Genomic DNA, 25,918 nt, shown 5'->3' on the forward strand with positions numbered 1-25,918 from the left:
TCGTGCCAGCTGTGCCCGGACCGCCCGCCGACCAACCGCCCGCTGCCGGGCACCTTCCTCCGGACCAGTTCGACCGGTGGTACGGCGGCTGGGATCCATTGACCCCCAACGACATTGGCGAGTTCATGGCCGGTTTCGACCGGCCCTGGTGGATCATCGGCGGCTGGAGCATCGAGGTCTTCACCGGAGTGCGTCGCGATCACGAGGACATGGACATCTCCATCCTGTCGAGCGACGCCGAGGCGTTCCGCCGATTCCTCGGCGACCGCTGGACTCCGTGGAACGTCGACGAGGGCTGGTTCCGGCCGTACGACGACCGGTTCCGCGAGATCCGACCCGACAGCCAGCTGTGGGTCCGGCGCGGCGCGCGGTCGCGGTGGGTGCTCGACGTGCCGCTGACCCCGGACACCGACGGCTGGTGGACCAACAAGCGCAACCGCTCGCACACCGAGGATCTCGACGACGTCACGTGGGTGGCGCCCGACGGACTGCGCTATGCCCGGCCGGAGGTGACGCTGATGTTCAAGGCCGCGCAGGTGCGCGAGAAGGACCGCCGCGACGCCGAGGTCCTCCTGCCCCTGCTCGACGACCGGGCGCGGACCTGGCTGCGGGACACGATGCGCCGCATTGACCCGGACCACCCGTGGGCTGCTCTGCCGTGATCCTGCCGAAAACCGGTTGCCGCGGGAGTCGCCCACAGGCTGCGATCGGTCCATGAGCATCGAGCTGGCCACACCGACCGCCGACGAGCTGCCGGAGGCGGCCGACGCGCTGCGGCGGTGGCAGCGGCGCGACGAGGTGCCCTTTCAGATCCACCCGGGCGACCTCGGCTGGCACCAGTGGGACGGCCCTGCCGCGACGGCGGTCGACGTGCGCACCTGGCGGCGTGACGGTGAGCTGGTCGCGGTCGGCTTCCTCGACACCCCTGAGGTGCTCCGGCTCGGCATCGCGCCCGAGCTGAGCAGCGACGAAGACCTCGCTGGACGGATCGCTGCCGACCTCCTGGCACCCGACGCCGGCGTGCTCCCCGCCGGCGAGGTGAGCGTCGAGGCCCACACCGGCGTACGACTGAAGCAGCTGCTCGCCGACGCCGGCTGGGCCGACGACGAGCCGTGGACCCAGCTGCGGCGCGACCTCACCGATCCCGTGGAGCTGCCGCCCGGGCTGCGGGTCGAGGTGGTGGACGGGCGGAACGTCAGCGAGCGCACGGCCGTTCACCGCTCGGCGTTCGGGAGTGCGCGGTTCACCGACGAACGGTGGCGGACGGTGGCGGCGAGCCCCGCGTACGCCGGTGCGTGTTGCCTGCTCGGCTACGACGAGGACGACGTCCCGGTGGCCGCCATCACCGTGTGGTCGGCGGGAGAGGGCGTGCCCGGACTCATCGAGCCGATGGGCGTGCACGCCGACCACCGGGGGCGCGGGTTCGGCACGGCGATCACCCTCGCGGGCGCTGCCCGGCTGCGCGAGATGGGAGCATCCAGCGCGGACGTCGCGACGCCGAGCTCGAACACCGGGGGAGTGGCGACCTACGTCGCGGCGGGGATGTCCGTGCTGGGCGAGGTGCACGACAAGCGTCGGGGCTGAGCCGGCAGCGGTGGTGCTGCGAGACTGACGGCGTGTGGCGTGTGGCGTGGTCGATCTCGCCGTCGTTCCTGCGCTACTGGCGGGCGGCGGCAGTGTCCGGACTGGGCACGTACGTCACGCTGTTCGCGCTCCAGGCCCTCGTGGTGCTCGACCTCGACGGCACGGCCAGCGACGTCGGGTGGCTCAGCTCCGCTCGCTGGTTGCCGTTCCTGGTGTTCGGGCTGATCGTCGGGGCGGTCGTCGACGGCAGGAAGCGGCTCCCGCTGCTCGTGCGAACCCACCTGCTGCAGGCTGTGCTGCTGCTCGCCGTCCCGGCGCTGTGGTGGGTGGACCTGCTGTCGCTGCCGGTGCTGCTGGTCGTCGTGTTCGTCTACGGCACGGTGTCGGTCGTGAGCGGCGCGGCCGAGATGTCGCTGCTGCCGCGCCTGCTCGAGCGCCGCCAGCTGCAGCCCGCGCACGCGCGGGTCGACGGTGCCGACGCCGTGGCATCGACCGCCGGGCCGGCGCTCGGCGGCGCTCTCGTCAGCGCGGTCGGCGCGCCCGTCGCCGTGCTGCTCGACTCGCTGACCTACCTCTACTCCGCGCTCACCCTGCGCGGCATCCAGCTCGACGAGCCGCCCGCCCGCACCGGCGTGACCGTGCGCGGGCTCCTGCGCGACGCGGTCGACGGATTCCGTTACGCCTACGGCGCTTCCGGCCTCGCGGTGCTCGCGATCGCGACCCATGGTTGGTTCGTCGGCAACGCGATCATCGGGGTCGTGCTCGCGCCGTACGCCCTGCGCAACCTCGACCTCTCGGCGTTCCAGTTCGGTCTGGTCGGCGCGGTCGGCGGGGTGGGAGCCGTCCTGGGCGCCGCAGTCACCACCTGGGTCGGCCGGCGCCTCGGCACGGGGCGGACGATCATCCTGTGCCACGTGGTCACCGCCCTGGGCGTGGTCGCGATGGTCGGCGCAGGCAGCCGCGCGTCCGGCGCTTGGGCGATGACGTTGCTCATGCTGGGCCAGGGGCTTTACGGACTCGCGATGGGCATGAGCAACTCGCACGAGATGAGCTATCGGCAGCTGGTCACCCCCGACGAGCTGCAGGCGCGCACGAACACCACGCTGCGGTCGCTCAATCGGACGGTCATGGTCGTCGTCGCGCCCGTCGCGGGAATCCTGGCTGATGCGTGGGGGATTCGCCCGATGCTGGTCGTCGCCGCGGCCGTGTTTGCGCTGGTCGCCGCCGGCCTGGCCGCCACGTCGTTCCGCAACGTCCGGGCGCCGGTCTGACGCCGAGGCATAGACGGATCGCCGCGCCGCCGGTGAACTGGTGGCATGACCGCAGTCGGTTCCGTTGCGATGTTCGCCGCCACGATCACGGTGGGACTCACCGCCGGCCTGTTCTTCGCGTTCGCGGTCGCGGTCATGCCGGGGCTTGCGCGCACCGACGCAGCCACGTTCGTGCCTGCCATGCAGCGGATCAACGTGGCCATCGTCAACCCCGTGTTCCTCGTCGTGTTCCTCGGGCCGCTGCCGATGCTGGTGCTCGGCGCGGCGCGCGGGCCGTCGCGGACGTGGGCGACCGCGGCTCTGGTGCTGTACGCCGTGACGGTCGCCATCACGGTGGCCGGCAACATCCCGCTCAACAACGCGCTCATGAAGGTCCCGACCGACCAGGGCGGCGCGATCCTCGAGGCCGGGCGAGCAGAGTTCGAGACCCGGTGGAACCGGCTGCACCTGATCCGAACGGTGGCCGTGATCGTGTCGTTCGTCTGCTGTCTCGCCGCCCTGCGTTCGGGGTGAGAGAGCCGCGCCGGCATGGGTCCTGGTCCGGAAAGCGACTGGCACCAAACAGGTTCGAGCGTCAGCATGGCCATCGTGGCACCCACGACCGATCTGAGCGACGAGCTTCTGCGCCGGCTGGCCGACGACCTGGTCCGCGTCGACGGTGTCGTCGCTGTCGCCCTCGGCGGTAGCCGGGCTCGGGGCACGCACGGCCCGTCGTCGGACTACGACCTCGGCGTCTACTCCGAGCCTGACCGCCTCGACCTGGCCGCCCTGGGTGGTGTGGCGCGGGCATGGGCCCAGGAGGACGTACGAATCGCTCGGCCCGGGGAGTGGGGGCCTTGGGTCGACGGGGGAGCCTGGCTCACCGTGCACGGGCGTGCGGTCGACTGGATCCTGCGGGACGTGCAGCGGGTCGCTGAGCAGTGCCGGAGGGCGCAGGCCGGGGAGTTCGGTTTCCACACGCAGCCCGGGCATCCGCTCGGGTTCCTGGACGTGAGCTACGCCGGCGAGGTGGCCATCGGACATCCGTTGGCCGACCCGTCCGGATGGCTCGCGTCGCGCCAGCGAAGCGTCGATCCCTATCCCGCCGCGTTGCGACGGGCGCTCGTCGCTCACACCTGGCAGGTCGACTTCCTGCTCGGCGCCGCGCGCAAGGGCGCTGCCCGGGGTGACGCGGCGTACGTCGCACTGTGCTGCTCGCAGGCGGCGATGTTCTGCGCGCACGGGTGGCACGCGCGTGCCGGGGTGTGGGTGGTCAACGAGAAGGGGGTCCTCGCAGGGGTCGATCGTCTCGGCGTCGAGCTGGCCGGCTTCAGCGGGGCCGTCCACAGCGTGCTCGGGCGCCTCGGGGAGACCCCGGACGAGCTGCTCGCGTCGGTGGAGCGGCTGCAGACGGTGCTCGGCGAGTCGGTCAGCCGGCTGAGCCGGGACGGAGGCGGCGGGGAACAGAGCTGAGCTGGTCGTACGCCGCCGCACGCCAACCCGTCGGGTCGTCGCCGGCGGGGATGAGCAGGAGTGAGTACCAGAGCGTGAGCACGTCCCACCAGTCGCGCTCGGTCGGGCTGAGCGGGCGCACGTCCTCGTAGCCCGTGAGAAACGTTGCGCGGACGTCCGCGGACACCGGTCCCCAGTCGCGAAACCGGGTGCCGAGCAGGACTGCGGCTCGGGCGATCTCGTGGATGCAGCGATCGACCCGGGCTTCCTCGAGGTCGAGGACAGCCACGACGGTGCCGCCGTCGCACAGGACGCTCGACGCGCGGAAGTCGCCGTGCAGAAGCTGCGTGGGGAGTGTCTCCGTGGGAGCCGCGTCGACCATCTGACGGAGCACCGTCACGGCGACAGGCGGCACGTGCTCTCCGGCGGTGTCGAGCCAGCTCGTGACACGGTCGCCGAGTGCTGCGCGATCGTCTTCGCTCTCGAGAAAGGTTGTGCTGCCTGAACATTCGTTCATCGCTAGATGAAACTGCGCGAGCGTGCTTCCTGCGGCGAGCACCTGCTCAGGATCGTCGACGTCGAGATGCTGGGCGTCGATCACGTGCTGCAGCGACACGGCGGCGCCGTCGACGGTGACCTGGAGCGCGCCACTGCAAGCGGGCAGCGGCGCGGAGACCGGGAGCCCGCGTGCGGCCAGCCACTGGGTCAGGTCAGCGACCTGGCCCAACCGCGGGAACCGGGACGGCGCCACCGACCACTTCGCGAGCACCCTGCCACTGGGCGTCGTGACCCAGGCGAGCGCGTTGTAGTCACTCATGACGATGCGGTCGCACGACTCGACGGACAGGCCCCAGCCGTCGTACACCGTGCGGGCGATCCACCGACCCGCGGCCGCGGCGTCGGGAAACCCGAACCGGGCGTCGAGCGTGCGCATCGGGTCAAGGTCTTCCCACAGCATCTCGACGGGCGGCACGGGGGAGTCGGGCACGGGTCTGATCATGTCCGGTCTCGTGGGCGGGGACATGCCGGTGTCAGTGGCCGGTGCAATAATGGCCACAAATATGATGTTCAATGTGGCCACGGGAGGGCGAGGATGACGCAGGTAGGCGTCCGCGAGCTGCGTGATGGGCTGAGCCGGCACCTCGCCGCGGTTCGTGAGGGGCGGACCATCACGGTGACCGACCACGGGCGCCCGGTGGCGCGGCTCGTCCCTGTCGGTGCTCCGACGAACCTCGAAAGGTTGGTAGCAGAAGGCAAGGTCACACCCGCGCGTCGGAAGCGGCGCCCGCTGCCTGCGCCCCTGGAGACGGCCGGGGGAGTGAGTGACCTGATCGCCCAGCAGCGCCGGTGATCGCCTACCTGGACACCTCGGCGATCGTGCCGTTGCTCGTCGCCGAGCCGAGCACGTCTTTATGCCAACGGATCTGGCAGGACGCGGATCGGCTGGTGAGTTCCGCGCTGGCGTACGTCGAAGCGGCGGCCGCCCTTGCCATGGCGCAGCGACAGCTGCGGATCACCTCCAAGGAGCGCGAGATCGCCTGGTCGCGCTTCACCGAGATCTGGCCTGACGTGGACATCGTGGAGGTGGATACCCAGCTGCTCGTGACGGCAGCAGAGCTGACGAGCGAGTTCTCGTTGCGTGGTTATGACGCGGTGCACTGCGCGTCGGCCAAGCTCATCGACGACCCTGACCTCGTGGTGGCGGCCGGTGACGCGCAGCTGCTTGACGCCTGGTCGCGCCTCGGGCTTGCAGTGCTCGACGTCAACCAGGGTTGAGATCGACGTCGTTCTGACGGTCCTGCCAGTCGCGAGCCAGGTCCATGAGCTCGGCGATGACGGGTCCCTTGCCGGCGCGGTAGGCAGGCCGGTCGCGGGCGTCGGTGGCTGCAAGCGAGTGCTTGAGCCGTGCGTAGCGGCGCGCGTCGTCGGGGTGCGCCCGCAGGTAGTCGCGGAACAGCACCCAGTCGCGCCAGGCCGGCGAGGCCTGCTCCACGACGTGCAGGTGGTGCGTGCGCCGTTCGACGCTCGGGAAGCACAGCGACCACTTGCGCTGGTCGGCGTCACCAGGTTCCGGAGCGGCGACCCAGGACAGATGTTCGAGCCGCTGGGGCGCGTCGGTGAACGCGGCGTAGTCGTCGACCAGCGCCAGCATGTCGATGATCGGCTTGGCCGCCAGGCCAGGGACCGATGTCGACCCGATGTGCTGGATGGGTGCCACGAGCACGTCGGCCAGGTCGGACTCAAGCGCTGCCTTCTGCGTCGCAAACGACGACGGCCAGGCCGGGTCGTACGGCTGGATCACGATGGGGTCCTGGCGCACGTGAGCAGCCTGTCACGCCCGGACCTTCGTCCTCAGATGAACCGGAAGGGACAGGAGCTAATGAGCCGGAAGTAGTGAATGACGTGCGTGGCCGGAGCGACCTCTGCCGAGTGTCTGGCCATAGATCAGGGGAGGCCCAAAACACCCGAGCCCCTTGGTCTCCAGACAAGATGGTATTAATCGATACTCTCGCGGCATGACGAGCACCGACTGGGTCAAGTGGCACGAGGCGTACGGCCGTGAGGGGTCTGGTCTGGGCGATCGGCTTGCCGCAGTCCAGGCACAAATCGTGCGGCGACTCGATGACACAGCCCCGATGCCCTTGAGAGTAGTGAGCGCGTGCGCTGGTGACGGCCGCGATCTGCTGGGAGCGCTGGCCGGCCGAGCTGACGCCGACCGGGTCAGTGCCTTCCTCGTCGAGTGCAACACCGAACTCGCGACGCGCGCGGAGTCGGCCGCGCTCGCACTGCCCGCTCGGATCGTGGTTCATGAGGGCAATGCAGCGAAGAGTGATGTCTACGCGGGTTCGGTGCCAGCCGACTTGGTCTTGCTCTGCGGCATCTTCGGCAACATCAGTGATCCGGACATTCAGAGGGTGATTCGGGCCGCGCCGCAGTTGTGCGCGAAGGGCGCCGAGGTTGTCTGGACCCGACACCGTGGCGGCGAATCCGATGTGACACTGCAGATTCGATCGTGGTTCGCGGACGCTGGCTTTGAGGAGGTGGCCTTCATCGCTCCTGATTCGGCGGACACGTGGTCGGTTGGGGTTCACCGCCTCGTAGGCCCAGTGGCTGACCTAGAGCTCGGCCAGGAGTGGTTCCGCTTCTTTCGCTAGGTCGCCCGCCGGGTTACGACTGACTCCGCGTGAGGTGAACGCCGATAATCGACATTATGTCAACTAGTAGTCTGCGTATCGCGTCATCGCCGCGGCAAGATGGCCGCCGCTCCCCCGGTCTGCCGACCTCGGACCAGAAAACTCGTGACCGTCCGTCAGCCACCAACACACGCTCCCCCTGGCACTCATCGTGACTTGTAGACCCGCGCCCGGTGCCCGATTCGACTCACGACGACTTCCTGCGCCTGGTCGTCGATCACGTACAGGATGCGGTAGTCGCCGCGCCGAGCCGACCACTGCCCTTCGAAGTCATCGCGAAGAGGCTTGCCGACGCGGTGAGGGTTGCCGACCAGCGGGCCGTAGATGAACTCGATGATCGCCGGGGTCACCCTGGGCGGCACCTGATCCAGGTCGCGGATCGCTGCGGCCGAGAGCAGAGCTGTGAAGCTCACGCCTTCCCTACGCCATACCGGCGGCGGACGGCTCCTTCATCCCACAGTTCGCCTCGCTCGCGCTCGGCCAGAGCCTCGTCGGACGCCTCGCGTGCGCCGGGCTGCGACTGCCAGTGCAACGTCTCCTCGATGGACTCCAGGTCCTCCACCGAGATCAGCACGGCTGCAGGCTTTCCTCGACGGGTGATGGTCACTCGCTCGTGGGTGTTCACGGCGGAGTCGATCAACTCGTTCAGCTTCGCCTTGGCTTCGGTCAGCGGCAGCGTCGTGCTCATGCCCTTCAGGTTACACGATCGAACCTGAATACGGATCTGGACAGATCTGAAAACAGTGCCTCGCGATTTCAAGCCGCCGCCCGATCTCTCACCTATGCATCGAGGTCAGGGCACAGCTGGCTCAGCTCGACCAGCTGCTCGCGGGTGACGTACGACGGGTTGCTGCCGGCCGGCATCCGCAGCACCTCCATTCCGCCGAGCACCGGGTGCCCGAGCAGCTCCGAGCGCAGCAACGGAGGCGTCAGCGGCGCCAGCTCGACCGGGATCACGCCGCCTTCGGCCACTCCGGTCGTACGTCCGTGCGCGTAGATCCCGGAAGGCAGTCCGGGTGCTTTGCCGCTCACCCACAGCAACGCGGGCTGGCCAGCCACGACGAGGTCGGTGCGGTACGACGGTCGTACGCATCGCGTTTCGACGTGCGCGAACGCGGACCGCACGTGCGCCTGGGTCTCCGGCTCGTCGCCGCGTGCCTTGAGCAACCACGCGCCGAGGGACTCCGCGGAGAGCGCACGAGCTGCCACCCCTCGAGCCTGGCACATGCTCGAGGAGTGGCGGGCTCGGGGACCTCGACGCCTGCAGCCTCGCACCGCAGGGTTACGCGTTAGCCGGTGCGGGCACGGCGGCGCGGCTGACCGGACGCGCACTCCCCCAGGTCACGCGACGCCAGACCTGCTCCAGCGGGCCCTGCGGGAACCGGCTGAGCCAGACCCGGCTGAGCACGACCTGCAGCAGCGCGATTCCACCGCACAGGGCGAGCATCCGCAGCAGCCCCTGAGCGGTGCCGTCGATGCCGAGCTGGGTCTGGAACGGGCGCGCCGCCAGCAGCAGCAGCGTCGCACCGACGTAGTTGGTCAGCGACACCCGGCCGAGTGAGCCGAAGGTCGCCACGAGCGCGCCCCGCACCGGGGTGTGCATGAGGGCCACGGTGAGGCCGACGTACGTCGTGGCCATGAGCAGTCCGGTGACGGTGGAGCTCATGGAGAAGCCGAGGGTCCCCGGGTTGGCAGCCAGGCCCGGCAGCAGCAGCGCCGCCACCGCGCCGGTCACGACGGCGAGCGACAGGGCGGGCCGCCACGCGCCCGGCTGCTCCAGTCGCTGCGGAACGTCGAAGGCGGTCAGTGCGAGGCCGAGCACGAAAGCCCCTGGGATCAGGGCGAATCCGCCGCCCGCGACGACGCCGGCTGGCAGCAGCACCGCCGTGGCCGCGACGACGCCCCAGCGTGGGAGCCAGCTCGCCGGCAGGAGCACCAGGAGCCCGGCGAGGGCGTACGGCAGGAGCGCCTCCCCCGGCTGCAGCAGCTGGTGCACTCCCCCGAGTGCGAGCAGGAAGGCGAAGCGACGGACGTACGGCCAGCGCGAGGTCTCGCCGCGGCGGCGCGCGGACGCGAGCATCAGCCCGAAGCCGAGCCCGAACAGCAAGGAGAAGATCGGGAAGAACCGCTCGTGCACGGTCAGCCCGAGAGCGACCTGCACGTCGTTGAATCCTTCCTCGGCGGGAAGGTTGAGGACGGTCGGGGCGTTGGCCGCGAGGATGCCGCAGAGGGCGATCCCCCGGATGACGTCAAGGGTGTCGATGCGCTTCATGCTGCGAGAATCGCGCGTCTGGACGGGGCCCCACATCGGCCATGAGATCGGTTGTGCGGCAACAGCATCGGCCGTTCGGCCGATCCCCCGCGGCACCTTCTCGAGCGGGTTAGTCTGCCCGGGTGACGAGCGAGGTGACCGAGGCGCTGGCGCGGGAGCGCGCCGATGCCGTACGCCGGTTGGCCGACCTCGAGCAGCTGCACCTGCGCATCGTGGACGCCTCGAGGGACGACAACGCCGACGATGAGCACGACACCGAGGGTCAGACGATCGCGTGGGACCGCGCGCAGAACTCGGCTCTCGTCGAGGCGACGAAGGAGCGCATCGCCGAGATCGACCGCGCTACAAAGAGATTCGAGGACGGATGGGACGGGAGCTGCGCTGTCTGCGGCGCCCCGATCCCGCACGAGCGGCTGCTGGCCCGACCCACCGCGACCCGCTGCGTCGCGTGCGCGTGAGCCTCTAGTCGTCGAGATCGACGCGGCCGGCGGCCCCGGCGAAACCATCTAGGTCGTCGTCGCCGGAGACGCGCATGAGGATCTCGTCCACCACGACGTGGAGCGGCCTCGCGGCGTCGATCCGCGTGGCCGGGTCGGGGAGGCCCTCCCCTGTCAGGTGCAGCCGGACGACCAGCTCCCGCTCCTCCCCCGTCGCCCCGAACTCGTCGGGCCGGGCGTCCAGCCGTCGCTCCAGCGTCGCGAGGTCGACGTCGAGGACGAAGACCTCGTCGAACACGTCGATGAAGCGGGCGTGGTTGCGCGAGCCGCCGCAGAAGAACGTGGCGGGCTCGGTGCCGTCGCCGGCCAACGCACGGACCCGGTCGACCGGCCAGATGTGGTGCCAGTGCGACCCCGGGTCGTCGAGCGGCTCACCCGTCTCCGGATCGCCCTGGTAGGCCAGGTCGGTGTCGCCGTTGATCGCGTGGAAGCCGCGCCGACGCAGCTCGTGGCAGACGGAGGTCTTCCCCGTGGCCGAGCCGCCCTCGACGAGGTAGTTCCGCACGCCCACGGGCTCGGCCTACTTCCCCGCCTCGCGGGCGGCCGCCTCGACCTTCGCGCGATAGGCGTTCCACGAGTCCTGCTGGCGCTCAGGGAGATTCGAGTTCTCGGCGCGCATCCCCGCCGCGCCGTCCAGCTGCTCGCGCAGGATGTCGGCGTGGCCCGCGTGACGCGACGTTTCGCTCAGCACGTGCACCAGGATCCCGTGCAGCGTCACGTGCGGGCTCGGCCACCACGGCACGTGGCCCGTGGCCACGAGGTCGAGGGTGCGGATCGTCTCGTCGGCGTGGGCGGACGCTGCGCGATAGATGCCGATGATCTCTTCGCGGCTTTCTTCCGGGGTCGCCCACATGTCCACGTCCTCGGGCTGGTCGTCGTCCCACCACGGCAGGTACGGCTCGAAGGGGCGACCGAAGACATCGCCGAGATACCGCGACTCCCCCACCGCCAGGTGCTTGACCAGGCCCAACAGGTTGGTGCCGGTCGGGGTGAGCGGCCGACGGACGTCGTACTCGGACAGACCCTCGGTCTTCCAGACGAGCGCCTCACGCGCACTGCGCAGGTAGTCGTGCAGAAGGTCCTTCGCCGTGTGGGTCATGCGCCCATCCTTCCCGGGTCGCCTCGCGCGCGAGGCCGGTTCAGCGCCGGGCGTCGACGAGGTGGCGGGTGGAGTGCGCGACGAACGGTTTGCCGGAGCGCATCTGTGCGTCGAGCTCACGCAGCTCGCGGTCGTACCTCGCCACGCCGAAGTCCGGCACCCACCAGACCAGCTTGCGCAGCGTCCAGACCACGGCACCGATGTCGAAGAACTCCATCCGGCACGTCGCGGTCCGCAGGTCGACGACGTTCAGCCCGGCGTGCTGCGCGGCGGTGGCCTCGTCGTCGGGATGGCGACCCTGGCGTACGTCCTCGGGCAGCGGCCCGAGGAAGTGCTCGATCAGCTCGAAGCCGGAGGCCGGACCGACGTGCTGGGCGAAGTAGTGCCCACCCGGTTCGAGCACCCGGTGGATCTCCGGCCAGTCGGGACGCACCGGATGCCGTGAGCTCACCAGCTGGAAGCTGTTGTCCTCCAACGGGATCGGCCCGTCGATAGACGTCTCGACGACCTCCACCCCGCGCGGCCCGAGACGCTCGCGCGCCCGGGCTGCGTTGGGCGGCCACGCCTCGGTGACGACCATGCGCGAGGGCAGTACGCCTGCCTCGCCGACCACCTCTCCCCCGCCGGTGTCCAGGTCCAATGCAGACTCGACCGTCGCCAGGCGTTGCGCCAGGAGGCGGGCGAAACCCCACGGTGGGCGCTCCTCCGTCGCGCGGCCGGTCAACCAGTCGAAGCCCCAACCGTCGACGTCGGCGACCTCGGCCTCGCTGACCAGATCCTCGTAGGAGCGCATGAGTCCAGGGTGCTAGCGCCGCCCGCCCGTGTCACGGCCTTTTGTCCTACCCCAGGGTGATTCGAGGTGCGTCGGGCGGTTGATAGATCTGGAGAATCCGCGACAAGCCGTCCCCAGGAGGACCGTTCCGATGCGCATCGGGTTCAAGCTCATCGCCGAGGGCTACGGCCCGAAGGAGATCGTCCGGCAGGCCGTGGCCGCCGAGCAGGCCGGCTTCGACTTCGTCGAGGTGAGCGACCACTACCACCCGTGGCTGTTCAGCCAGCAGCACTCGGGTTACGCCTTCTCGATGCTCGGCGCGATGGCGCACGCCACCGAGACGATCGAGCTGGCAACCGGGGTCACCGCGCCGATCCAGCGCCAGCACCCCGCGATCGTCGCGCAGGCCGCAGCCACCCTGGGCGTCCTGTCCGACGGCCGCTTCACCCTCGGCCTCGGGTCGGGCGAGCGGCTCAACGAGCACGTGACGGGCGAGGGTTGGCCCTCGGTCACCGTGCGCCACGAGATGCTGCGCGAGGCCATCGAGATCATCCGGCTGCTGTGGCAGGGCGGATACAAGTCGTACGCCGGCAAGCACTTCACGCTCGACGACGCCCGCGTCTTCGACCTCCCCGAGGCCGCGCCGCGCATCGTCGTGGCTGCCGGTGGCGACCGCGCGGCCACGATCGCGGCCGAGCTGGGCGACGCGCTCTTCGCGACCGAGGCCAAGCCCGAGCTCGTCGAGGCCTATCGCAAGGCCGGCGGGTCGGGACCGCGCTACGCCGAGGTGCCGCTGAGCTATGCCGCGACCGAGCAGGAGGCGGCCGAGTCGGCCCACAAGATCTTCCGGTTCGGCCTCCTGGGTTGGAAACTCATGTCCGAGCTGCCGAACCCGATCAACTTCGAGGCGGCCGCCTCGTGGATCGGCGTCGACGACGTGCGCGAGGCGTTCGGCTGCGGCCCCGATCTCGACCGGCACGTCGAGGTGGCCGCCCAGTTCGCCGACGCCGGCTTCGACCACCTGGCCCTCGTCAACGCCGGGCCCGACATGGACGCCTTCTTCGAGCACGCCCAGCACGCACTCATCCCGGCGCTGCGGAACCGGTGAGCTTCGAGGCGGTGAATCCGCTTGTGACTGAACGGGATTGACTAGTCACAAGCCTGCCGTCGAGCGACCGAGCACAGGCTGTCGTTCGCCTCACGCCAGCGCTGCGACATCGACGCCCGGTAGTGCGTGGTCAGACGAACCACGCACTGGCGTACATCGGGATCGGCCCAGCGCGCGCCGCGGGCGAACCCAGTCACGGTGCGCTTGAGCGTACGCCGGCGCCATCGGCAATCAGATGATGAGTCGTGTTGTGCTGCAACAAGATTGAAGAGTTCGATGTGGAGGGTTGCGAGCGGCTGCAAGCACGCTGCTCGAAGCTGACAAGTCGAGTCGTCGAGAGATCGAAGTTGTTGCGGTACAGGCTGTTTCGCAGACCACTCCCCGGCCGGCCGTGGAGAAACCTCCTAGGTCAAGTCGAGCACCATCATGTGGAGCCCGACGTATCCGTGCGCCGCGGATCGGTACGCGCCTGGCACTGTCCCCACGATCCGAAACCCCAGCGACTTCCACAGGTGCACGGCGGCGGTGTTGGACTCGACCACCGCGTTGAACTGAATGGCACGGTAGCCCTGGTCGCGGTGCCAATCGATGACGTACGCGGCCAGCCGACGGCCCACGCCACGACCGCGTGCTCCAGGGGCAACCATGAAGCTCGCCGTGCCGATGTGGTCGCCGCGACCAGGCCGGTTCGGCCCCATCTTGGCGGTCCCGAGCACCGTGCCGTCCTCGAGCACCACCGTTCGGCCAGGGGGTTCCTCGACCCACAGGGCGCGCGCCTCGTCGCTGGTCAGGTTCTCGGGGTAGGCGTAGGTCTCCCCCGCCGCGACAGTCTCAGCGAAGATCGGCCAGACCTGATCCCAGTCGCCGTCCTCTATCGGGCGGATCATCACAGGTTCGTGCCTTCGTCGGCGTGTGCGGCCGGGCGGTGAAGGACGGCGGTCGCCGGTGTGAATCGAATTGCCTCGCTGTCGCCCTCCGCGGTGCCGTCCACCAGGAGTGTGTAGCCCCGGGGCCGCTGCGGAGGGAAGAGCAGGGTCGCAGCGGGGTTCTTCACCAGGTTGGCGGCCGATCCCTTGCTGCCGGGGAGGTCGAGCACGCCGTCGGCGTATGTCGTGGGGTCGACCGTCACCGCTTTCACCCGGCCGGCGTCGCTGGTCAGCAGGTAGCCAGCTCCGAAGTCTCGCAGCGTGGTCGCCAGCTGCTCCAGCTCCACCGGAATGCTCATGCCCGCAACCTATCGCTCGGAACGCTGATTTCCTTGGTTTGGCGGGGTTTTCGAGGGCTTGTCAGTGGTCGGTTCTAGGTTGTGTTGCATGGTCGATCTGGATGCTGCGGAGCACACCACGGGCGAGCTGCTCGCGGTGGCCTCGGCTGCGTTGCAGGCGGCCTACACGCGGGTCTCGGGTGGCATCGCGCCGGAGGCGGACCGGTCCGGGGAGGGTGAGCTGGACCCGGCGACGGTGCTGGCCCAGGTCGGGGCGCTGCACGAGCTGATCAATACTGCTTCGGCGGTGCAGACCCACCGGTTGGCCGAGCACGCCGCGACCGAGACGCACACGGTGTACGACCCGGAGTCCGGCCGGTCGACGTACACGCTGCGCAAGGGCCCGACCGGGCGGGTGCGCGACACCGCCGCGGCCGACCTGCAAGGGTTGCTCGCGCTGGGGCCGGTCACCGCCCGGCGGGTGCTGGCCCAGGCGGTCGAGGCGGTCGCGTTCTTCCCCCAGCTGGTCGATGCGATGGCCACCGGCGCACTGTCCCGGGCCCAGGTCGAGGCCGTGGGTGATGCGCTGGTCGACGTCGAACCCGCCCACCGGCGCAGCACCGCCCAGGGAGTGGAGCACCAGCTGCTGCTGCGCGGGATCGAGGACCTGCCCCCGTCCCGGCTGGGCAAGGTCGCCAAGGCCGCGGTCTACGCCGCCCGCCCCGAGGCCGAACCCGTCGCCCGGGAACGCGCCACCCGCGACCGGCTCGGGGTGTGGTTCTCCCCCGGCCCGCTGCCCGGGCTGAGCGTGATGAACGCGACCCTGCGCACCCACGACGCGGTCACCATGCAACAAGCCCTGGAAGCCCTCGCCTGGCGCTACCACACCACCGCCCGCAAGACCCACCACGAACAGCAGCAGCAGGACGCGCAGCAGCGGGACGCGCGCCAGGAGCAGCGGACCGGTGAGTGTGGCTGCTGCCCGCGCACCACCCACCGCCAGCCGTGCTGCGCATCGGGCGGGTTCGGCGCCGTGCACGACGCCGACTGCGACCCCGCCCGTCGCGCCGCCACCCAGGCCGCCGACGCGGCCGAGGACGTCCCGGTCGGCGCGCAAGGTGGAGAAAACCCCCTGCCCAAGCTCGGCGAGTGCCGCACCGACGCGCTGCGCGACCTGCTCATGGCCCAGGCCAGCATCGAGACCACCGCCACCCTCCTGGTCCCGATCATCCCCTTCCCCGCCACCCCGGCCGCAGAACCGAAACCGCCGGCAACACAGGCGCCTGCGCCGGTGGCAGAACCGCAACCGGAGACCCAGGATCCCAGCGTCCAGAAGACGACGGCACCGCCCGAGACGGTCACGCCGCGACCGGCCACGGACCCGTCACGACCGCCGAAACCTGTTGCCAACCCGACGGATCCGCCCCCGACGTGGAGGTTCGGTCCCGACGCTGCCCAGGCCGGACCGCCCAGGACAGGATCGGACCGGGCTCCTGCGACACCCGGCAGTGCTGGCGTGCCCGCAGTGCCCCCTGGCCCGCGGGAGCTGGTGCCTCGCGACCGGGTGGAGGAGCTCCTGGCCGACCTGCCCGACAAGGTCCCCGACCGTGTCCCTACCGCGTGGATGCACCGCGTCGCCGACCAGCTACGCCGCGCAGAACGCACCCGCTCCGTCGTCGAGGAAAGCCTCATCCGGCTCCTCGACCACCACGACATACCCACCGACCGCCCCGACAGCGACCCGCCGAGCAGCAACCACGCGCAGAACCTCCACGGCCTCGACCTCGCCGGCCTCGACAAGCAGGCCCCTGGCCCGAGGCCGAGTCACGGACCCGACACGCGTCCCGCGCCGTCCGACGCCCCGCCCAAGGGCACGGCGCCGCGCGACGCCAGGCCGAGTCGTGGACCCGACACGCGTCTGGCACCGTCCGGCGCCCCGCCCGCGGTCACCGGTCCGCGCGGCAGGCTGACCATCGCCCACGTGCCCGGCAACGTGCTGCTCGACCTCACCACGACCCGCAGCCCCGCTGCAGCCACGCCCGACCGCATGACCAGGACACCCGACGACCCCGGTGCGCCTGCCCCTGACCATCACGACGACCCCTTGCCGCCGATCCGCGAGGTGCTCCACCGCCCCGGCAGCATCGACCACGTCCAGATCCCCGGCCTGGGCGTCATCCCCGCCGACGTCATCACCGCCATCCTGCGCGCCGGTAGCCTGACCCTGCGGCGAGCCCTGCTCGACACCACCACCGGCGCCCTGCTCACCGGCCCCTCCCCCGCCCGCACCCCCTACAAACCCAGCCACGCCCTGGCCGAGGCGATCCGGCTCCGCGACGGCACCTGCCGCTTCCCCGGCTGCACCCGCCCCGCCGAGCACGCCGACATCGACCACGTCAACCCCTACGACCCCGACAACCCCGACGCCCAGACCACCGGCAGCAACCTGCAGTGCCTGTGCCGCGCCCACCACCGCGCCAAGCAGTCCGGCGCCTGGACCGTCACCATGACCCCCGACGGCATCTGCACCTGGACCGCCATCACCGGCGAACAACGCTTCACCTACCCCCAGCACGCCGACCTCCTCGACGCCCCGCCACCTTTCTGAGCACCGCCACCCGCTGGGCGCAGCCACCCCGCTGACGGGGCCGAGACCTGTTGGGAGGGCAGCGCCGCGAGAACCAGCGCCCGGGCTCGCACGGCCCAGGCCGCCAGCCGGGTCGCGCGCATGCACGACACGGGTTACGACACCGGGAGCGAGCAGTCCCGCCGCAGCACGAAGAAGTACGGCTGCTGCGCCCCGCGCATGTCCATCGCCCCGAGCACGGCGTCCTCATCGATGCGCCGGAAGGCGTCGTTGATCGGAAGCTGGTCGTAGATCATCGTCGCGGAGTCCACGCCGCGGTAGCGCGTCGTGCGCAACCGCGCCCTCGGTCCGCGCGCCCGCAGCCCTGGCCGGGCGATCGAGACGCGGCCCGGACTGGCCAGGGCCCGCAGCGGCCGTAACCGGTCGCTGATCTCGGCAGCGCCGAACGCCACCACCGGGCTCATCGGCCACAGCGACCGGCCGTCCCGGCTCGGGAACAGCAGCGGATCGACCCGCTCGGCGTCGACGAAGCGCTTCCCCCACCAGCCGGTCAGCGCGAGCAGACCGTCCATCGGGTGGCCGGTCGGCACCTCCGCGCCACGCCAGGTCCCGCGCAGCGCCGCCGGCTCCAACGCTGCCAGGCCGTCGAACAGCGCCAAGGCATCCCCCGCGTCGGCGGGCACGTGCGGGAGCACGTCGTGAGCCTGCATGCGGACCACGCTACGTGCCACGATCCAGGCGTGAGCGTGAGCCAGTAACGGGCCGGCGGCCCGAGCCTCGAAGACCTGGCGCGACTGCGTCGGGTGCGTGACCGCATCGACCGCGACTACGCACAGCCGCTCGACGTCGCGGACCTGGCCCGTGGCGTACATCTGTCCGCGGGGCACCTCAGCCGACAGTTCCGGACGGCGTTCGGCGAGTCGCCCTACTCCTACCTCATGACTCGGCGCATCGAGCGCGCGATGGCGCTGCTGCGGCGGGGCGACCTGAGCGTGACCGAGGTGTGCTTCGCGGTCGGCTGCTCCTCCCTCGGGACGTTCAGCACCCGCTTCGCCGAGCTGGTCGGCGTGCCGCCGAGCGTCTATCGCCGCGATGCCGCCAGATCGGCCGCGGGCACGTCGACCGAAGGCATCCCCGCGTGCGTGGCCGGGCGCGTGACCCGACCGATCAGGAATCGAGAAGCACCGCTGGGACAGCGGTCCTAGCGTTGCGCCCATGGATCTCAACATCTCCGCCAGCTTCCTGCCGCACACCGACCCCGAGGCCTCGATCGCGTTCTATCGCGACCTGCTCGGCTTCGAGATCCGCAAGGACGTGGGATACCAGCAGATGCGCTGGATCACCGTCGGCCCGGCCGCCCAGCCCGACACCTCGATCGTCCTCACTCCCCCGACGCCTGACGGCATGGGCATCACCGAGGACGAGGCCGCGATGATCGCCGAGATGATGGCGAAGGGCACGTACGCCAGCCTGCTCCTCGCGACGGCGGACGTGGACCAGACCTTCGAGCAGGTGCAGGCCGGTGACGTCGAGATCGTCCAGGAGCCCACCGACCAGCCCTACGGCATCCGCGACTTCGCCGTGCGCGACCCCGCAGGCAACCTGTTGCGCATCCAGCAGCGCTGAGAACCGGGCCTTCGCGTGAGCGAGCAGATAGCGTCGGGCCCGTGGCAACCCAGAAACTGGTGGCGCCCCCGGCGCGAGCGGCAATGTTCCTCACCCTCACGGTCAACGACGGCAGCGAGGAGGCCGTCCGAGACCTCCTGACCGGAATGTCCGGGTTCACCCGGTCGGTCGCGTTCCGCGAGCCCGACGAGCACCTGCTCTGCGTCGTCGGCATCGGCTCGCAGCTGTGGGACCGACTGTTCCCGAACCTGCCGAAACCGCGCGGCCTGCACCCGTTCGAGGAGATCAAGGGCGACAAGCACACCGCCGTCTCCACGCCCGGCGACCTGCTGATCCACCTGCGCTCGGGCCGGCTCGACATGTGCTTCGAGCTGGCGCGTCTGCTCGGGAAGAAGTTCGAGGGGCACGCCGAGATCATCGACGAGGTGCACGGGTTCAAGTTCTTCGACGAGCGCGACCTGCTGGGCTTCGTCGACGGCACCGAGAACCCCGAGGGCGACAGGGCCGAGGACGCCGTGACCATCGGCGAGGAGGACGCGGCGTACGCCGGCGGCAGCTACGTCATCGTCCAGAAGTACCTGCACGACATGGCCGGCTGGGACGCCCTCAGCGTCGAGGAGCAGGAGGACGCGATCGGCCGCAGCAAGCTCGACGACGTCGAGATGGACGACGACGCGAAGCCCGCCAACGCGCACATCAAGCTCAACGTCATCCACGACGCCGAGGGCAAGCAGCTGCAGATCATGCGCGACAACATGCCGTTCGGCTCGGTCGGCGAGCGGGAGTTCGGCACCTATTTCATCGGGTACGCCAAGGACCCGAGCGTCACCGAGCACATGCTGCGCAACATGTTCATCGGCGACCCGCCGGGCACCTACGACCGGATCCTCGACTTCTCGACCCCGAAGACCGGCGCGCTCTTCTTCGTCCCGTCGGTCGACTTCCTGGACGATCCCACGCCGCGCGGCTGACGCGAGAACCCTGACGCATCAACCCCGCTCGGTCGCCTCGGCCAGCTCGGCGAGCCGGTCGAGCGAGGCCTGCAGCATGGCCGGCGAGGTGGACCGGGCGCGCGCCATCCGGCTCTCGTCGGTCAGCTGGGTCCAGTCGTACGTCTGCGTCACCCGGGTGGCCCCGTCACCGGTCGGCTCCAGCTCCCAGCGCCACAGGTGACCGGCCGGGGCCTCACCCTCGCTCGCGGGGCGCCAGGCGATCAACCGCCCTTCCTCGAACTCCACCACGTGGTTCTCGCGCACCTTGTCACCGCCCAGCAGCACCATGCGGAAGACGTCCCCGACCTCCCGCACCCGCTGGCCGGCGTCGGCCTGCCCGAGGTTGTCGTTACCGTCCCACTCCGGCTGCCGGGCAGGGTCGGCGATGAGCTCGAAGATCGTCTCCGGGGTGGCTCGCACCTCGCGGGTCGCGCGCACCACCTGGGTGGTGCCGGACAGGTCGTCGTCGTTGGTCATGTGGCCATCAAAGCAACGACCGCCGACGGGGGTGGGCGAAAAGGCCAGGCGGCCACCGACGTACGCCTGCCACGCTGCCCGGGTGACCACGCCCGATCCGATCGCTCCCGAGCTGAGCGTCCCGCCCGACCTGATCCTCACGTCGGCCCAGCGGGCCCTCCTGCACGAGGTGGCAAGCCGTAACGACCGCGACCACGGCGCCGACTTCCTCGGCATAGTGCTGTCCGGGTCGGTCGCGCGCGGGATGGCGACCGAGCGCAGCGACCTCGACGTCTACGTCGTCCACGCGCAGGAGACCGGCCGATCCACCACCCGCAGCCCCGTCGTCGACGAGATCCCCACGACTCTCGCCGACCTCGACGACGTCTCGCCGTTCGCGAGCGAGGGGTGGTGGTACCGCTGGTCGTTCGCGTACGCCGTCACCCTGCTCGACCGCACCGGTGGACGCATCGAGCCGGCGGTCGCGCGGCTCGCGGCGGTCGACGCCGACGAGCAGCGACAGATCCTCCTCGACCACGACCGGCTCGACGGCTGGGTCAACTACGCCTACCGGTCGCTGAAGTCCGACCGCGACGGTCGCCGGCGCGAGGCCCGGCTCGACGCGGTCGAGTCGATCCCCTGGCTGCTCGACGTCGTGTTCACCCTCGAGGGGCGGGTCCGGCCGTACCACAAGTACCTCCCGTGGGAGCTGCGCGAGCACCCGCTCCCGCACTGGCCGGGCGAGGACCTGCTGCGGCTGCTCGACGCCACGATGGATGGCGATCCGGCCGCGCTGCGCGAGACGTACGCCCGGGTCCGGGAGCGCTGTCTGGCTCACGACGCGGCGTCGGGTAGCACCGTGCTGCAGGACGTGGTCGACGACTGGGGCGTCGAGCTGGAGATCTTCGGCTGAGGGGTCTCGATACGCGCGCTCGTCCCTCACGCGCTACTCGCCCGGCATGCGTGGATCAGACGCGTTCGTGGTCCGCGAAGTCGGACAGGTCGTCGGAGTACTCCGGGACCGGCTGCCCCTCGTCGGGGTCCGGCAGCCGCTTCTCCGGGTCGAGCACGGTGACGTCGATGCCGTCGTGCTGCGCCCGGCGCACGGCCTCGGCGAGCATCCGCTCGGCGACGTTGTTGAGCGACGCCACGCGGCGCAGGTCGAGCACGAGACGGTCGACGTCGCCGAGGCTGCCCTCGAGCGCGCGCAGCACCCGCTCGGCACCGCTGAACTGGATCGCTCCCTGCAGGCTCACGACCCGCACCAGCTGACCCGATGGACCGCGCAGCGTGCGGTCGCGACGCACGACGGCACGGGCCGGCTCGGGCGCCTCCATGATGTGCATGCCCATGTCGCGCGACATCCGCGAGCACAGCCGCACCCCACGCACGCTGTTGCCGTGCGCGTCGAGCCGCGGCGAGACCGTGGCGATCCCGACCTGACCCGGCAGCACCCCGAGGATGCCGCCGGAAACCCCACTCTTCGCAGGGAATCCGATGGTCGACATCCAGTCGCCGGCGGCGTCGTACATCCCGCACGTCATCATCACGCTGAGCACCTGGCGAACGACGTCGCGTTCGATCACCCGCTCGCCCGTGATCGGCTGCACCCCGCCGTTGGCGAACGTCGCGGCCATCGCCGCCAGGTCGCGCGCGGTGACGAGCAGCGAGCACTGGCGGGTGTATCCGGCGACGACGTCGTGCGGCTCCTGTCCGATGACGTCGTACGACCGGAGCATGTTCGCGATGGCCTCGTTGCGATAGGCGGTGCGCAGCTCGGAGTCGTAGACCTTCTCGTCGACCTGCAGCTCCCGGCCGGCGAAGGCGGACATGCCCTGGCGGACCAGCTCGAAGCGCTCGTCCGCGCTAGCCCCGGTGTCGCCGATGAGCGCGTGGGTCGTGAGCGCGCCCGCGTTGATCATCGGGTTGAGCGGCCTGCCCGAGTCGCGCTCGAGCGACAGCTCGTTGAACGCCTCGCCGCTGGGCTCGACCCCGACCCGGTCCAGCACGTGCTCCAGGCCGTGCTGGGCGATGGCCAGGGCATAGGCGAACGGCTTGGAGATCGACTGGATCGACACCTCGGTCTCGGCGTCACCCGCCTCGTAGCGCACGCCGTCGACGGTCGAGATGCAGATGCCGAGGACCTCGGGGTCGGCCGCGGCGAGCTCGGGGATGTAGTCGGCCGTCTCCCCCGAGTTGTCACCGCCGCACTCGTCGAGGATCTGGTGCAGGTAGTCCGGAACGGGTGAACGCATGCGGCCATCCTGCCAACTGGGCGCGGCTCACCCCACCCAGAAGCCCCGCCCGCCGAAGAACGCGTCGTAGGACATCGGGTCGCCCGGGTCGCGCGAGCCGAGGTAGCTCCCGAGCACGGCCGCGCCCAGGTCGTCCAGCTCGGGCGCGACCACGCGGCCGTCGACCCGCGCGGCCATCGACTGCACGAACCGCGCGAGGCCTGGGTCGTCACCGAGCCGGAAGAAGGTCGTCTGCGCCCCGAGCCACCGGCTCGCGTCGAGCTCGCGCACCGCGTGCGCGATCGTCAGCGGGTGCGGCGGGTAGGAGAAGAACACCTCGCCGTCGGGCTCCAGGTGCGACGTCGGCTCTCCGTCGGTCACGACGAGCAGCACCGGCTGGGCCGACGGGTGCTTGCGGAAGTGCCGGTTGGCGAGCAGCAGCGCGTGGTGCAGGTTCGTCCCCTTGTCGTGCCAGGGCTCCAGGGCCGTCAGCTGCTCGATCTCCATCTGTCGCGCCGCACGGCCGAAGCTGATGAGCTGCAGGTCATCGCCCCGGAACCGGGTGCTGATCAGCGTGTGCAGCGCCAGCGCGGTGCGCTTCATCGGCACCCACCGGCCGTCCATCGCCATGGAGAACGACGTGTCGACGCACAGCGCCACCGCCGCCTGGGTGCGCGCCTCGGTCTCGGCGACCTCGACGTCGCGGATGTCCAGGCGTACGCCCGTGCTCGGGTCTCCCCCGTCGCCCACCGTGCGCAGCACGGCGTTGCCGATCGTGCGCGTGACGTCCCACGGCTCGGTGTCGCCGAAGGCCCACTCGCGGCTGGACCCGGTCAGCTCGCCCGCGGCACCCGCCTGGCGCAGGTCGCGCTGGCCCTGCCGGCCGGACAGCTGCTGGGCCACGTCGCGCAGCAACGCTTTGCCGAGCTGTCGCATGGCGCGCGGCGACAGGCGCAGGTCGCCCTCGGAAGTCCTTCGCAGATAACCGGATTCGCGCAGCGCCCGCTCGAGCTCGGTGAGGGTGCGCGCGTCGACCGCGGCCTCGTCACCCAGCTGCCGGGCGAGGGCGTCGAGGTCGACGTCGTCGAGCCGGGCACCGGCGTACATCTGCTGCAGCTGCTCGCTGAGCGCGTCGAGCTCGGCGATGTCCTGGATCACCCCGGTGCCGTCTCCCAGGCCGACGCCCTCGTCGCCCTGGAAGCGCTCCGAGCCCGACCAGTCCGCGCCCGGGCGCAGCCCGCGCAGGTTGGCGTCGAGGCGGTCGAGCGCCTGGCTCAGGGCCGGCGACCCGAAGGCCTGCTGCGACAGCTCCATGAGCTCCTGGCGCTGCTCGGGCGACATGGAGTTGAGCAGCCGCTGACCGGCGGCCGCCCGCTCGGCGAGGGAGTCGATGAGCTCCTCGACGTTCTGCGGCTCGTCGGGGAAGAAGTCGCCGTGCTCGCGCATGAACTGCTGGAACTGCTCGTCGGTGTCCTCGCCGCGGGCGTGCGCCTCGAGCAGGTCGTTGAGGTCGCTGAGCATCTCGTCGACCCGCTGCCGGTCCTCGTCGGTGGCGCCCTCGAGCGCCTGCTTCATGCCCTGGAAGCGCTGGTCGAGGACCTCCCGGCCGAGCAGGTCCTTGATCTGCTCGAACGCCTCGCGCGCGTCGCTGGACTGCCAGTCGTAGGAGGACAGCTCGTTCACCGCGGCCGCCGGCGAGGGCGGCAGGTTGTCCAGCTGCATCTCGCGCAGCGCCCGGTCGCCGTCGTCCATCGTGACGTCGCGGGCCAGCTGCCCGCGCTCGGCCAGGACGGCCTTGTCGAGCAGCTCCTTGACCTGGCGCAGGGTGCCGTCGAGGTCGTGCTGCTGCAGCAGCTCGCGCCGCCGCTGCGCGACCTGGGCGGCGAGGTCGTCGAGGCCCCGCTGCTGCTGCCCGCCGCGGCGCAGGAACTCCTGCATCGCCCGCTCCGGGCTGTATCCGGCCATGACGTCCTGCCCGATGGCGTCCAGCGCCTCGGACAGGTCGACCGGCGGCGCCAGCGGGTCGGGGCCGCCGGTGTAGCGGCCGTATCGGCTGGAGCGTCCGTGCGCGCTCATCCGTAGATCGTCTCTCCCGAGCGGGTGTCGGTGTCCTTGTCGACCTTGCGCGCGAGGAACAGGCCCTCGAGAGCCAGCTCGATCGCGCTGGCCCGCTCACCGTCGGTGGTGGCGTCGAAGCGCTCGGCGATGTCGTCGTACAGCGGGGACTCGCCGAGTGCGGGCAGCCCCTCGAGCAGCTCGCGGGCCGTGACCCGCTCGCCCGTGGTGACCGTGGAGCCCTCCTCGATGGAGCGCACCAACGGCCCGAGGTCGATGCCCTTGAACCGCGCACGCACCGTCTCGGCGGTGGCGGTGCGCAGCAGGTGGTCGAGCACCTCGCGCTCCCGGCCCTCCTCACCCGCCTCGAACTCGACCTTGCCGCCGAGCACGTCGACGGCCGTCTCCAGGTCGACGACGCGGGCCACCGGCTCGTCCTCCCCGCGCACCGTCCCGCGGTGCAGCGCGGAGGCGGCGATGGTCTCGGCGCCCGCTATGGAGAATCTGGCGCTGACGCCGGATCGCTGGTCGACAGAAGGGGATTCGCGCAGCGCCCGGGTGAACCGGGCGAGGATCTCGAGCAGCTGGTCGGGCACGTCGGCCACGAGGTGCGCCTCCTGGCGGAGCACCGCGACCTCCTCCTGGAGCTCCCGCGGGTAGTGCGTGCGGATCTCGGCGCCGAACCGGTCCTTCAGCGGCGTGATGATGCGCCCGCGGTTGGTGTAGTCCTCGGGGTTGGCGCTGGCCACGACCAGGACGTCGAGCGGCAGCCGCAGCACGTACCCGCGGATCTGGATGTCCCGCTCCTCCATCACGTTGAGCATCGCGACCTGGATGCGCTCGGCGAGGTCGGGAAGCTCGTTGATGGCGACGATGCCGCGGTGGCTGCGCGGGATGAGGCCGAAGTGGATCGTCTCGGGGTCGCCCAGCCGCCGGCCCTCGGCCACGCGCATCGGGTCGACGTCGCCGATGAGGTCGGCCACGGAGGTGTCGGGCGTCGCGAGCTTCTCGGCGTAACGCTCCTCGCGGTGCCGCCACGAGACGGGCAGGTCGTCGCCGAGCTCGTCGGCGCGGCGCCGGCTCTCGGGGGTGACGGGGTCGAACGGGTGCTCACCGAGCTCCGACCCCTCGATCACCGGCGACCACTCGTCGAGCAGCCCGACGAGGGTGCGCAGCAGACGGGTCTTGCCCTGACCGCGCTCGCCCAGCAGCACCACGTCGTGACCCGCGAGCAGCGCGCGCTCCAGCTGCGGCACGACGGTGTCCTCGAAGCCGTGCAGCCCCGGCCAGGGGTCCTCGCCGGCGGCGAGCTTGGTCAGCAGGTTGGTGCGCAGCTCCTCGCGCAGGGTGCGCTGCTCGTGCCCCGAGGCACGCAGCTCACCGGCGGTCGCGATCTGCGGAGGGGTGGTCGCGCTCTCGTGGGGCGGGACGTCGTTCGTCGAGCTGTCAGGGGCGGTGGTCTTCGCATCTGGACTCACTTCTTGACGCTAACTCCCGATCCCGGGAAGCGAAACCCGTTCGGACGGGTGGGTGCCC

The 25,918-nt window shown here is 70.7% G+C and carries 31 protein-coding genes; 15 read left to right on the plus strand and 16 right to left on the minus strand.

Annotated elements, in window-relative coordinates; translation table 11 throughout:
* Positions 1-125: 125 nt before the first annotated feature.
* The 5 genes from FB554_RS06090 (at position 126) to FB554_RS06110 (ending at position 4,307) form a co-directional block, all read left to right on the plus strand.
* Positions 126-662, plus strand: a complete 537-nt coding sequence (locus tag FB554_RS06090; protein WP_236022301.1) for a nucleotidyltransferase domain-containing protein — start codon at positions 126-128, stop codon at positions 660-662.
* A 52-nt stretch (positions 663-714) separates the two neighbouring features.
* Positions 715-1,584, plus strand: a complete 870-nt coding sequence (locus FB554_RS06095) for a GNAT family N-acetyltransferase (RefSeq protein WP_142005157.1) — start codon at positions 715-717, stop codon at positions 1,582-1,584.
* A gap of 32 nt (positions 1,585-1,616) precedes the next feature.
* Positions 1,617-2,855: an MFS transporter gene (locus FB554_RS06100; protein ID WP_142005158.1), complete on the plus strand. Its 1,239-nt coding sequence runs from the start codon at positions 1,617-1,619 to the stop codon at positions 2,853-2,855.
* Between the two features lie 45 nt (positions 2,856-2,900).
* The gene (locus tag FB554_RS06105; protein ID WP_142005159.1) at positions 2,901-3,368 is read left to right on the plus strand and encodes an anthrone oxygenase family protein; all 468 of its coding nucleotides are present in this window, start codon (positions 2,901-2,903) and stop codon (positions 3,366-3,368) included.
* 75 nt (positions 3,369-3,443) lie between these two features.
* Positions 3,444-4,307: a nucleotidyltransferase domain-containing protein gene (locus tag FB554_RS06110; RefSeq protein ID WP_236022302.1), complete on the plus strand. Its 864-nt coding sequence runs from the start codon at positions 3,444-3,446 to the stop codon at positions 4,305-4,307.
* On the opposite strand, the gene FB554_RS06115 is transcribed toward FB554_RS06110, so the two are convergent.
* Complete coding sequence (locus tag FB554_RS06115; RefSeq protein ID WP_142005161.1) at positions 4,264-5,274, minus strand: phosphotransferase; 1,011 nt, start codon at positions 5,272-5,274, stop codon at positions 4,264-4,266. The genes FB554_RS06110 and FB554_RS06115 overlap by 44 nt on opposite strands.
* Positions 5,275-5,379: 105 nt before the next feature.
* Between FB554_RS06115 and FB554_RS06120 the strand changes: the two genes are divergently transcribed.
* Entirely contained in the window at positions 5,380-5,637 is a 258-nt protein-coding gene (locus FB554_RS06120; protein WP_142005162.1) for a type II toxin-antitoxin system Phd/YefM family antitoxin, read from the plus strand.
* On the plus strand, positions 5,634-6,062 hold the full coding sequence (locus FB554_RS06125) for a type II toxin-antitoxin system VapC family toxin (RefSeq protein ID WP_142005163.1): 429 nt from the start codon (positions 5,634-5,636) through the stop codon (positions 6,060-6,062). The genes FB554_RS06120 and FB554_RS06125 overlap by 4 nt, the downstream gene beginning before the upstream one ends.
* On the opposite strand, the gene FB554_RS06130 is transcribed toward FB554_RS06125, so the two are convergent.
* A complete protein-coding gene (locus tag FB554_RS06130) occupies positions 6,049-6,606 on the minus strand; it encodes a GrpB family protein (RefSeq protein WP_142005164.1) in 558 nt (185 codons plus the stop codon). The two genes, FB554_RS06125 and FB554_RS06130, sit on opposite strands and share 14 nt — an antisense overlap.
* 196 nt (positions 6,607-6,802) lie before the next feature.
* Here FB554_RS06130 and FB554_RS06135 point away from each other — a divergent pair, with 196 nt between their 5' ends.
* Positions 6,803-7,441 carry a class I SAM-dependent methyltransferase gene (locus FB554_RS06135; protein ID WP_142005165.1) on the plus strand — a complete coding sequence of 213 codons (639 nt, stop codon included), beginning with the start codon at positions 6,803-6,805 and terminating at the stop codon, positions 7,439-7,441.
* 185 nt (positions 7,442-7,626) lie between these two features.
* On the opposite strand, the gene FB554_RS06140 is transcribed toward FB554_RS06135, so the two are convergent.
* From FB554_RS06140 to FB554_RS06155, 4 genes are all read right to left on the minus strand, one after another.
* Positions 7,627-7,893, minus strand: coding sequence for a type II toxin-antitoxin system RelE family toxin (locus tag FB554_RS06140; RefSeq protein ID WP_142005166.1), 267 nt, complete (start codon positions 7,891-7,893; stop codon positions 7,627-7,629).
* Complete coding sequence (locus FB554_RS06145; RefSeq protein WP_142005167.1) at positions 7,890-8,168, minus strand: type II toxin-antitoxin system Phd/YefM family antitoxin; 279 nt, start codon at positions 8,166-8,168, stop codon at positions 7,890-7,892. The genes FB554_RS06140 and FB554_RS06145 overlap by 4 nt, the downstream gene beginning before the upstream one ends.
* A gap of 92 nt (positions 8,169-8,260) precedes the next feature.
* Positions 8,261-8,689, minus strand: a complete 429-nt coding sequence (locus tag FB554_RS06150) for a hypothetical protein (RefSeq protein ID WP_211344539.1) — start codon at positions 8,687-8,689, stop codon at positions 8,261-8,263.
* 73 nt (positions 8,690-8,762) lie between these two features.
* Positions 8,763-9,752: a DUF418 domain-containing protein gene (locus tag FB554_RS06155; RefSeq protein ID WP_170206795.1), complete on the minus strand. Its 990-nt coding sequence runs from the start codon at positions 9,750-9,752 to the stop codon at positions 8,763-8,765.
* A 122-nt stretch (positions 9,753-9,874) separates the two neighbouring features.
* Here FB554_RS06155 and FB554_RS06160 point away from each other — a divergent pair, with 122 nt between their 5' ends.
* Positions 9,875-10,210 carry a TraR/DksA family transcriptional regulator gene (locus tag FB554_RS06160; RefSeq protein WP_211344540.1) on the plus strand — a complete coding sequence of 112 codons (336 nt, stop codon included), beginning with the start codon at positions 9,875-9,877 and terminating at the stop codon, positions 10,208-10,210.
* Between the two features lie 4 nt (positions 10,211-10,214).
* Here FB554_RS06160 and FB554_RS06165 read toward each other — a convergent pair whose 3' ends face one another.
* The 3 genes from FB554_RS06165 to FB554_RS06175 are packed head-to-tail and all read right to left on the minus strand — an operon-like array spanning position 10,215 to position 12,141.
* Positions 10,215-10,760: a nucleoside kinase gene (locus tag FB554_RS06165; RefSeq protein WP_142005170.1), complete on the minus strand. Its 546-nt coding sequence runs from the start codon at positions 10,758-10,760 to the stop codon at positions 10,215-10,217.
* Between the two features lie 9 nt (positions 10,761-10,769).
* The gene (locus FB554_RS06170) at positions 10,770-11,348 is read right to left on the minus strand and encodes a DinB family protein (RefSeq protein ID WP_142005171.1); all 579 of its coding nucleotides are present in this window, start codon (positions 11,346-11,348) and stop codon (positions 10,770-10,772) included.
* A 40-nt stretch (positions 11,349-11,388) separates the two neighbouring features.
* Positions 11,389-12,141 (minus strand): methyltransferase domain-containing protein, encoded by a 753-nt coding sequence (locus tag FB554_RS06175; protein ID WP_142005172.1) that lies wholly within the window; start codon positions 12,139-12,141, stop codon positions 11,389-11,391.
* A 130-nt stretch (positions 12,142-12,271) separates the two neighbouring features.
* Here FB554_RS06175 and FB554_RS06180 point away from each other — a divergent pair, with 130 nt between their 5' ends.
* Complete coding sequence (locus tag FB554_RS06180) at positions 12,272-13,228, plus strand: TIGR03557 family F420-dependent LLM class oxidoreductase (protein ID WP_142005173.1); 957 nt, start codon at positions 12,272-12,274, stop codon at positions 13,226-13,228.
* Positions 13,229-13,632: 404 nt separating this feature from the next.
* On the opposite strand, the gene FB554_RS06185 is transcribed toward FB554_RS06180, so the two are convergent.
* Together FB554_RS06185 and FB554_RS06190 are read right to left on the minus strand one after the other, a co-directional pair.
* Entirely contained in the window at positions 13,633-14,115 is a 483-nt protein-coding gene (locus tag FB554_RS06185) for a GNAT family N-acetyltransferase (RefSeq protein WP_142005174.1), read from the minus strand.
* Positions 14,115-14,453, minus strand: a complete 339-nt coding sequence (locus tag FB554_RS06190) for a pyridoxamine 5'-phosphate oxidase family protein (RefSeq protein WP_142005175.1) — start codon at positions 14,451-14,453, stop codon at positions 14,115-14,117. The genes FB554_RS06185 and FB554_RS06190 overlap by 1 nt, the downstream gene beginning before the upstream one ends.
* 88 nt (positions 14,454-14,541) lie before the next feature.
* Between FB554_RS06190 and FB554_RS06195 the strand changes: the two genes are divergently transcribed.
* A complete protein-coding gene (locus tag FB554_RS06195) occupies positions 14,542-17,040 on the plus strand; it encodes an HNH endonuclease signature motif containing protein (RefSeq protein ID WP_142005176.1) in 2,499 nt (832 codons plus the stop codon).
* Between the two features lie 134 nt (positions 17,041-17,174).
* On the opposite strand, the gene FB554_RS06200 is transcribed toward FB554_RS06195, so the two are convergent.
* Positions 17,175-17,729 carry a DUF4334 domain-containing protein gene (locus FB554_RS06200; protein WP_142005177.1) on the minus strand — a complete coding sequence of 185 codons (555 nt, stop codon included), beginning with the start codon at positions 17,727-17,729 and terminating at the stop codon, positions 17,175-17,177.
* A 93-nt stretch (positions 17,730-17,822) separates the two neighbouring features.
* Between FB554_RS06200 and FB554_RS06205 the strand changes: the two genes are divergently transcribed.
* The 3 genes from FB554_RS06205 to FB554_RS06215 are packed head-to-tail and all read left to right on the plus strand — an operon-like array spanning position 17,823 to position 19,616.
* Positions 17,823-18,224, plus strand: coding sequence for a helix-turn-helix transcriptional regulator (locus tag FB554_RS06205; RefSeq protein WP_236022303.1), 402 nt, complete (start codon positions 17,823-17,825; stop codon positions 18,222-18,224).
* 10 nt (positions 18,225-18,234) lie between these two features.
* Entirely contained in the window at positions 18,235-18,645 is a 411-nt protein-coding gene (locus FB554_RS06210) for a VOC family protein (protein ID WP_142005179.1), read from the plus strand.
* A gap of 41 nt (positions 18,646-18,686) precedes the next feature.
* A complete protein-coding gene (locus tag FB554_RS06215; protein ID WP_142005180.1) occupies positions 18,687-19,616 on the plus strand; it encodes a Dyp-type peroxidase in 930 nt (309 codons plus the stop codon).
* A gap of 18 nt (positions 19,617-19,634) precedes the next feature.
* Here the strand turns inward: FB554_RS06215 and FB554_RS06220 are convergent, their stop codons facing one another.
* A complete protein-coding gene (locus FB554_RS06220) occupies positions 19,635-20,114 on the minus strand; it encodes an SRPBCC family protein (protein ID WP_142005181.1) in 480 nt (159 codons plus the stop codon).
* Positions 20,115-20,196: 82 nt separating this feature from the next.
* Here FB554_RS06220 and FB554_RS06225 point away from each other — a divergent pair, with 82 nt between their 5' ends.
* The gene (locus FB554_RS06225) at positions 20,197-21,006 is read left to right on the plus strand and encodes a nucleotidyltransferase domain-containing protein (protein WP_170206796.1); all 810 of its coding nucleotides are present in this window, start codon (positions 20,197-20,199) and stop codon (positions 21,004-21,006) included.
* Positions 21,007-21,061: 55 nt separating this feature from the next.
* On the opposite strand, the gene FB554_RS06230 is transcribed toward FB554_RS06225, so the two are convergent.
* Genes FB554_RS06230 through FB554_RS06240 form a run of 3 tightly spaced genes read right to left on the minus strand, consistent with a single transcriptional unit; the run spans position 21,062 to position 25,776 of the window.
* Positions 21,062-22,348, minus strand: coding sequence for a glutaminase (locus tag FB554_RS06230; RefSeq protein WP_142005183.1), 1,287 nt, complete (start codon positions 22,346-22,348; stop codon positions 21,062-21,064).
* Positions 22,349-22,375: 27 nt separating this feature from the next.
* Complete coding sequence (locus FB554_RS06235; protein ID WP_142005184.1) at positions 22,376-24,403, minus strand: vWA domain-containing protein; 2,028 nt, start codon at positions 24,401-24,403, stop codon at positions 22,376-22,378.
* On the minus strand, positions 24,400-25,776 hold the full coding sequence (locus FB554_RS06240) for a MoxR family ATPase (RefSeq protein WP_142007461.1): 1,377 nt from the start codon (positions 25,774-25,776) through the stop codon (positions 24,400-24,402). The genes FB554_RS06235 and FB554_RS06240 overlap by 4 nt, the downstream gene beginning before the upstream one ends.
* Positions 25,777-25,918 lie beyond the last annotated feature (142 nt).

The sequence above is a fragment of the Barrientosiimonas humi genome, from assembly GCF_006716095.1.
Lineage (GTDB): Bacteria > Actinomycetota > Actinomycetes > Actinomycetales > Dermatophilaceae > Barrientosiimonas > Barrientosiimonas humi.

Coding starts and splice junctions, on each gene's coding strand:
- FB554_RS06120 (WP_142005162.1), top strand. CDS start 5,380: ATGACGCAGGTAGGCGTCCGCGAGCTGCGTGATGGGCTGAGCCGGCAC.
- FB554_RS06170 (WP_142005171.1), bottom strand. CDS start 11,348: ATGACCCACACGGCGAAGGACCTTCTGCACGACTACCTGCGCAGTGCG.
- FB554_RS06105 (WP_142005159.1), top strand. CDS start 2,901: ATGACCGCAGTCGGTTCCGTTGCGATGTTCGCCGCCACGATCACGGTG.
- FB554_RS06175 (WP_142005172.1), bottom strand. CDS start 12,141: ATGCGCTCCTACGAGGATCTGGTCAGCGAGGCCGAGGTCGCCGACGTC.
- FB554_RS06145 (WP_142005167.1), bottom strand. CDS start 8,168: ATGAGCACGACGCTGCCGCTGACCGAAGCCAAGGCGAAGCTGAACGAG.
- FB554_RS06180 (WP_142005173.1), top strand. CDS start 12,272: ATGCGCATCGGGTTCAAGCTCATCGCCGAGGGCTACGGCCCGAAGGAG.
- FB554_RS06185 (WP_142005174.1), bottom strand. CDS start 14,115: ATGATCCGCCCGATAGAGGACGGCGACTGGGATCAGGTCTGGCCGATC.
- FB554_RS06190 (WP_142005175.1), bottom strand. CDS start 14,453: ATGAGCATTCCGGTGGAGCTGGAGCAGCTGGCGACCACGCTGCGAGAC.
- FB554_RS06235 (WP_142005184.1), bottom strand. CDS start 24,403: ATGAGCGCGCACGGACGCTCCAGCCGATACGGCCGCTACACCGGCGGC.
- FB554_RS06230 (WP_142005183.1), bottom strand. CDS start 22,348: ATGCGTTCACCCGTTCCGGACTACCTGCACCAGATCCTCGACGAGTGC.
- FB554_RS06135 (WP_142005165.1), top strand. CDS start 6,803: ATGACGAGCACCGACTGGGTCAAGTGGCACGAGGCGTACGGCCGTGAG.
- FB554_RS06095 (WP_142005157.1), top strand. CDS start 715: ATGAGCATCGAGCTGGCCACACCGACCGCCGACGAGCTGCCGGAGGCG.
- FB554_RS06090 (WP_236022301.1), top strand. CDS start 126: ATGGCCGGTTTCGACCGGCCCTGGTGGATCATCGGCGGCTGGAGCATC.
- FB554_RS06200 (WP_142005177.1), bottom strand. CDS start 17,729: ATGCAGGCTCACGACGTGCTCCCGCACGTGCCCGCCGACGCGGGGGAT.
- FB554_RS06195 (WP_142005176.1), top strand. CDS start 14,542: ATGGTCGATCTGGATGCTGCGGAGCACACCACGGGCGAGCTGCTCGCG.
- FB554_RS06155 (WP_170206795.1), bottom strand. CDS start 9,752: ATGAAGCGCATCGACACCCTTGACGTCATCCGGGGGATCGCCCTCTGC.
- FB554_RS06210 (WP_142005179.1), top strand. CDS start 18,235: ATGGATCTCAACATCTCCGCCAGCTTCCTGCCGCACACCGACCCCGAG.
- FB554_RS06220 (WP_142005181.1), bottom strand. CDS start 20,114: ATGACCAACGACGACGACCTGTCCGGCACCACCCAGGTGGTGCGCGCG.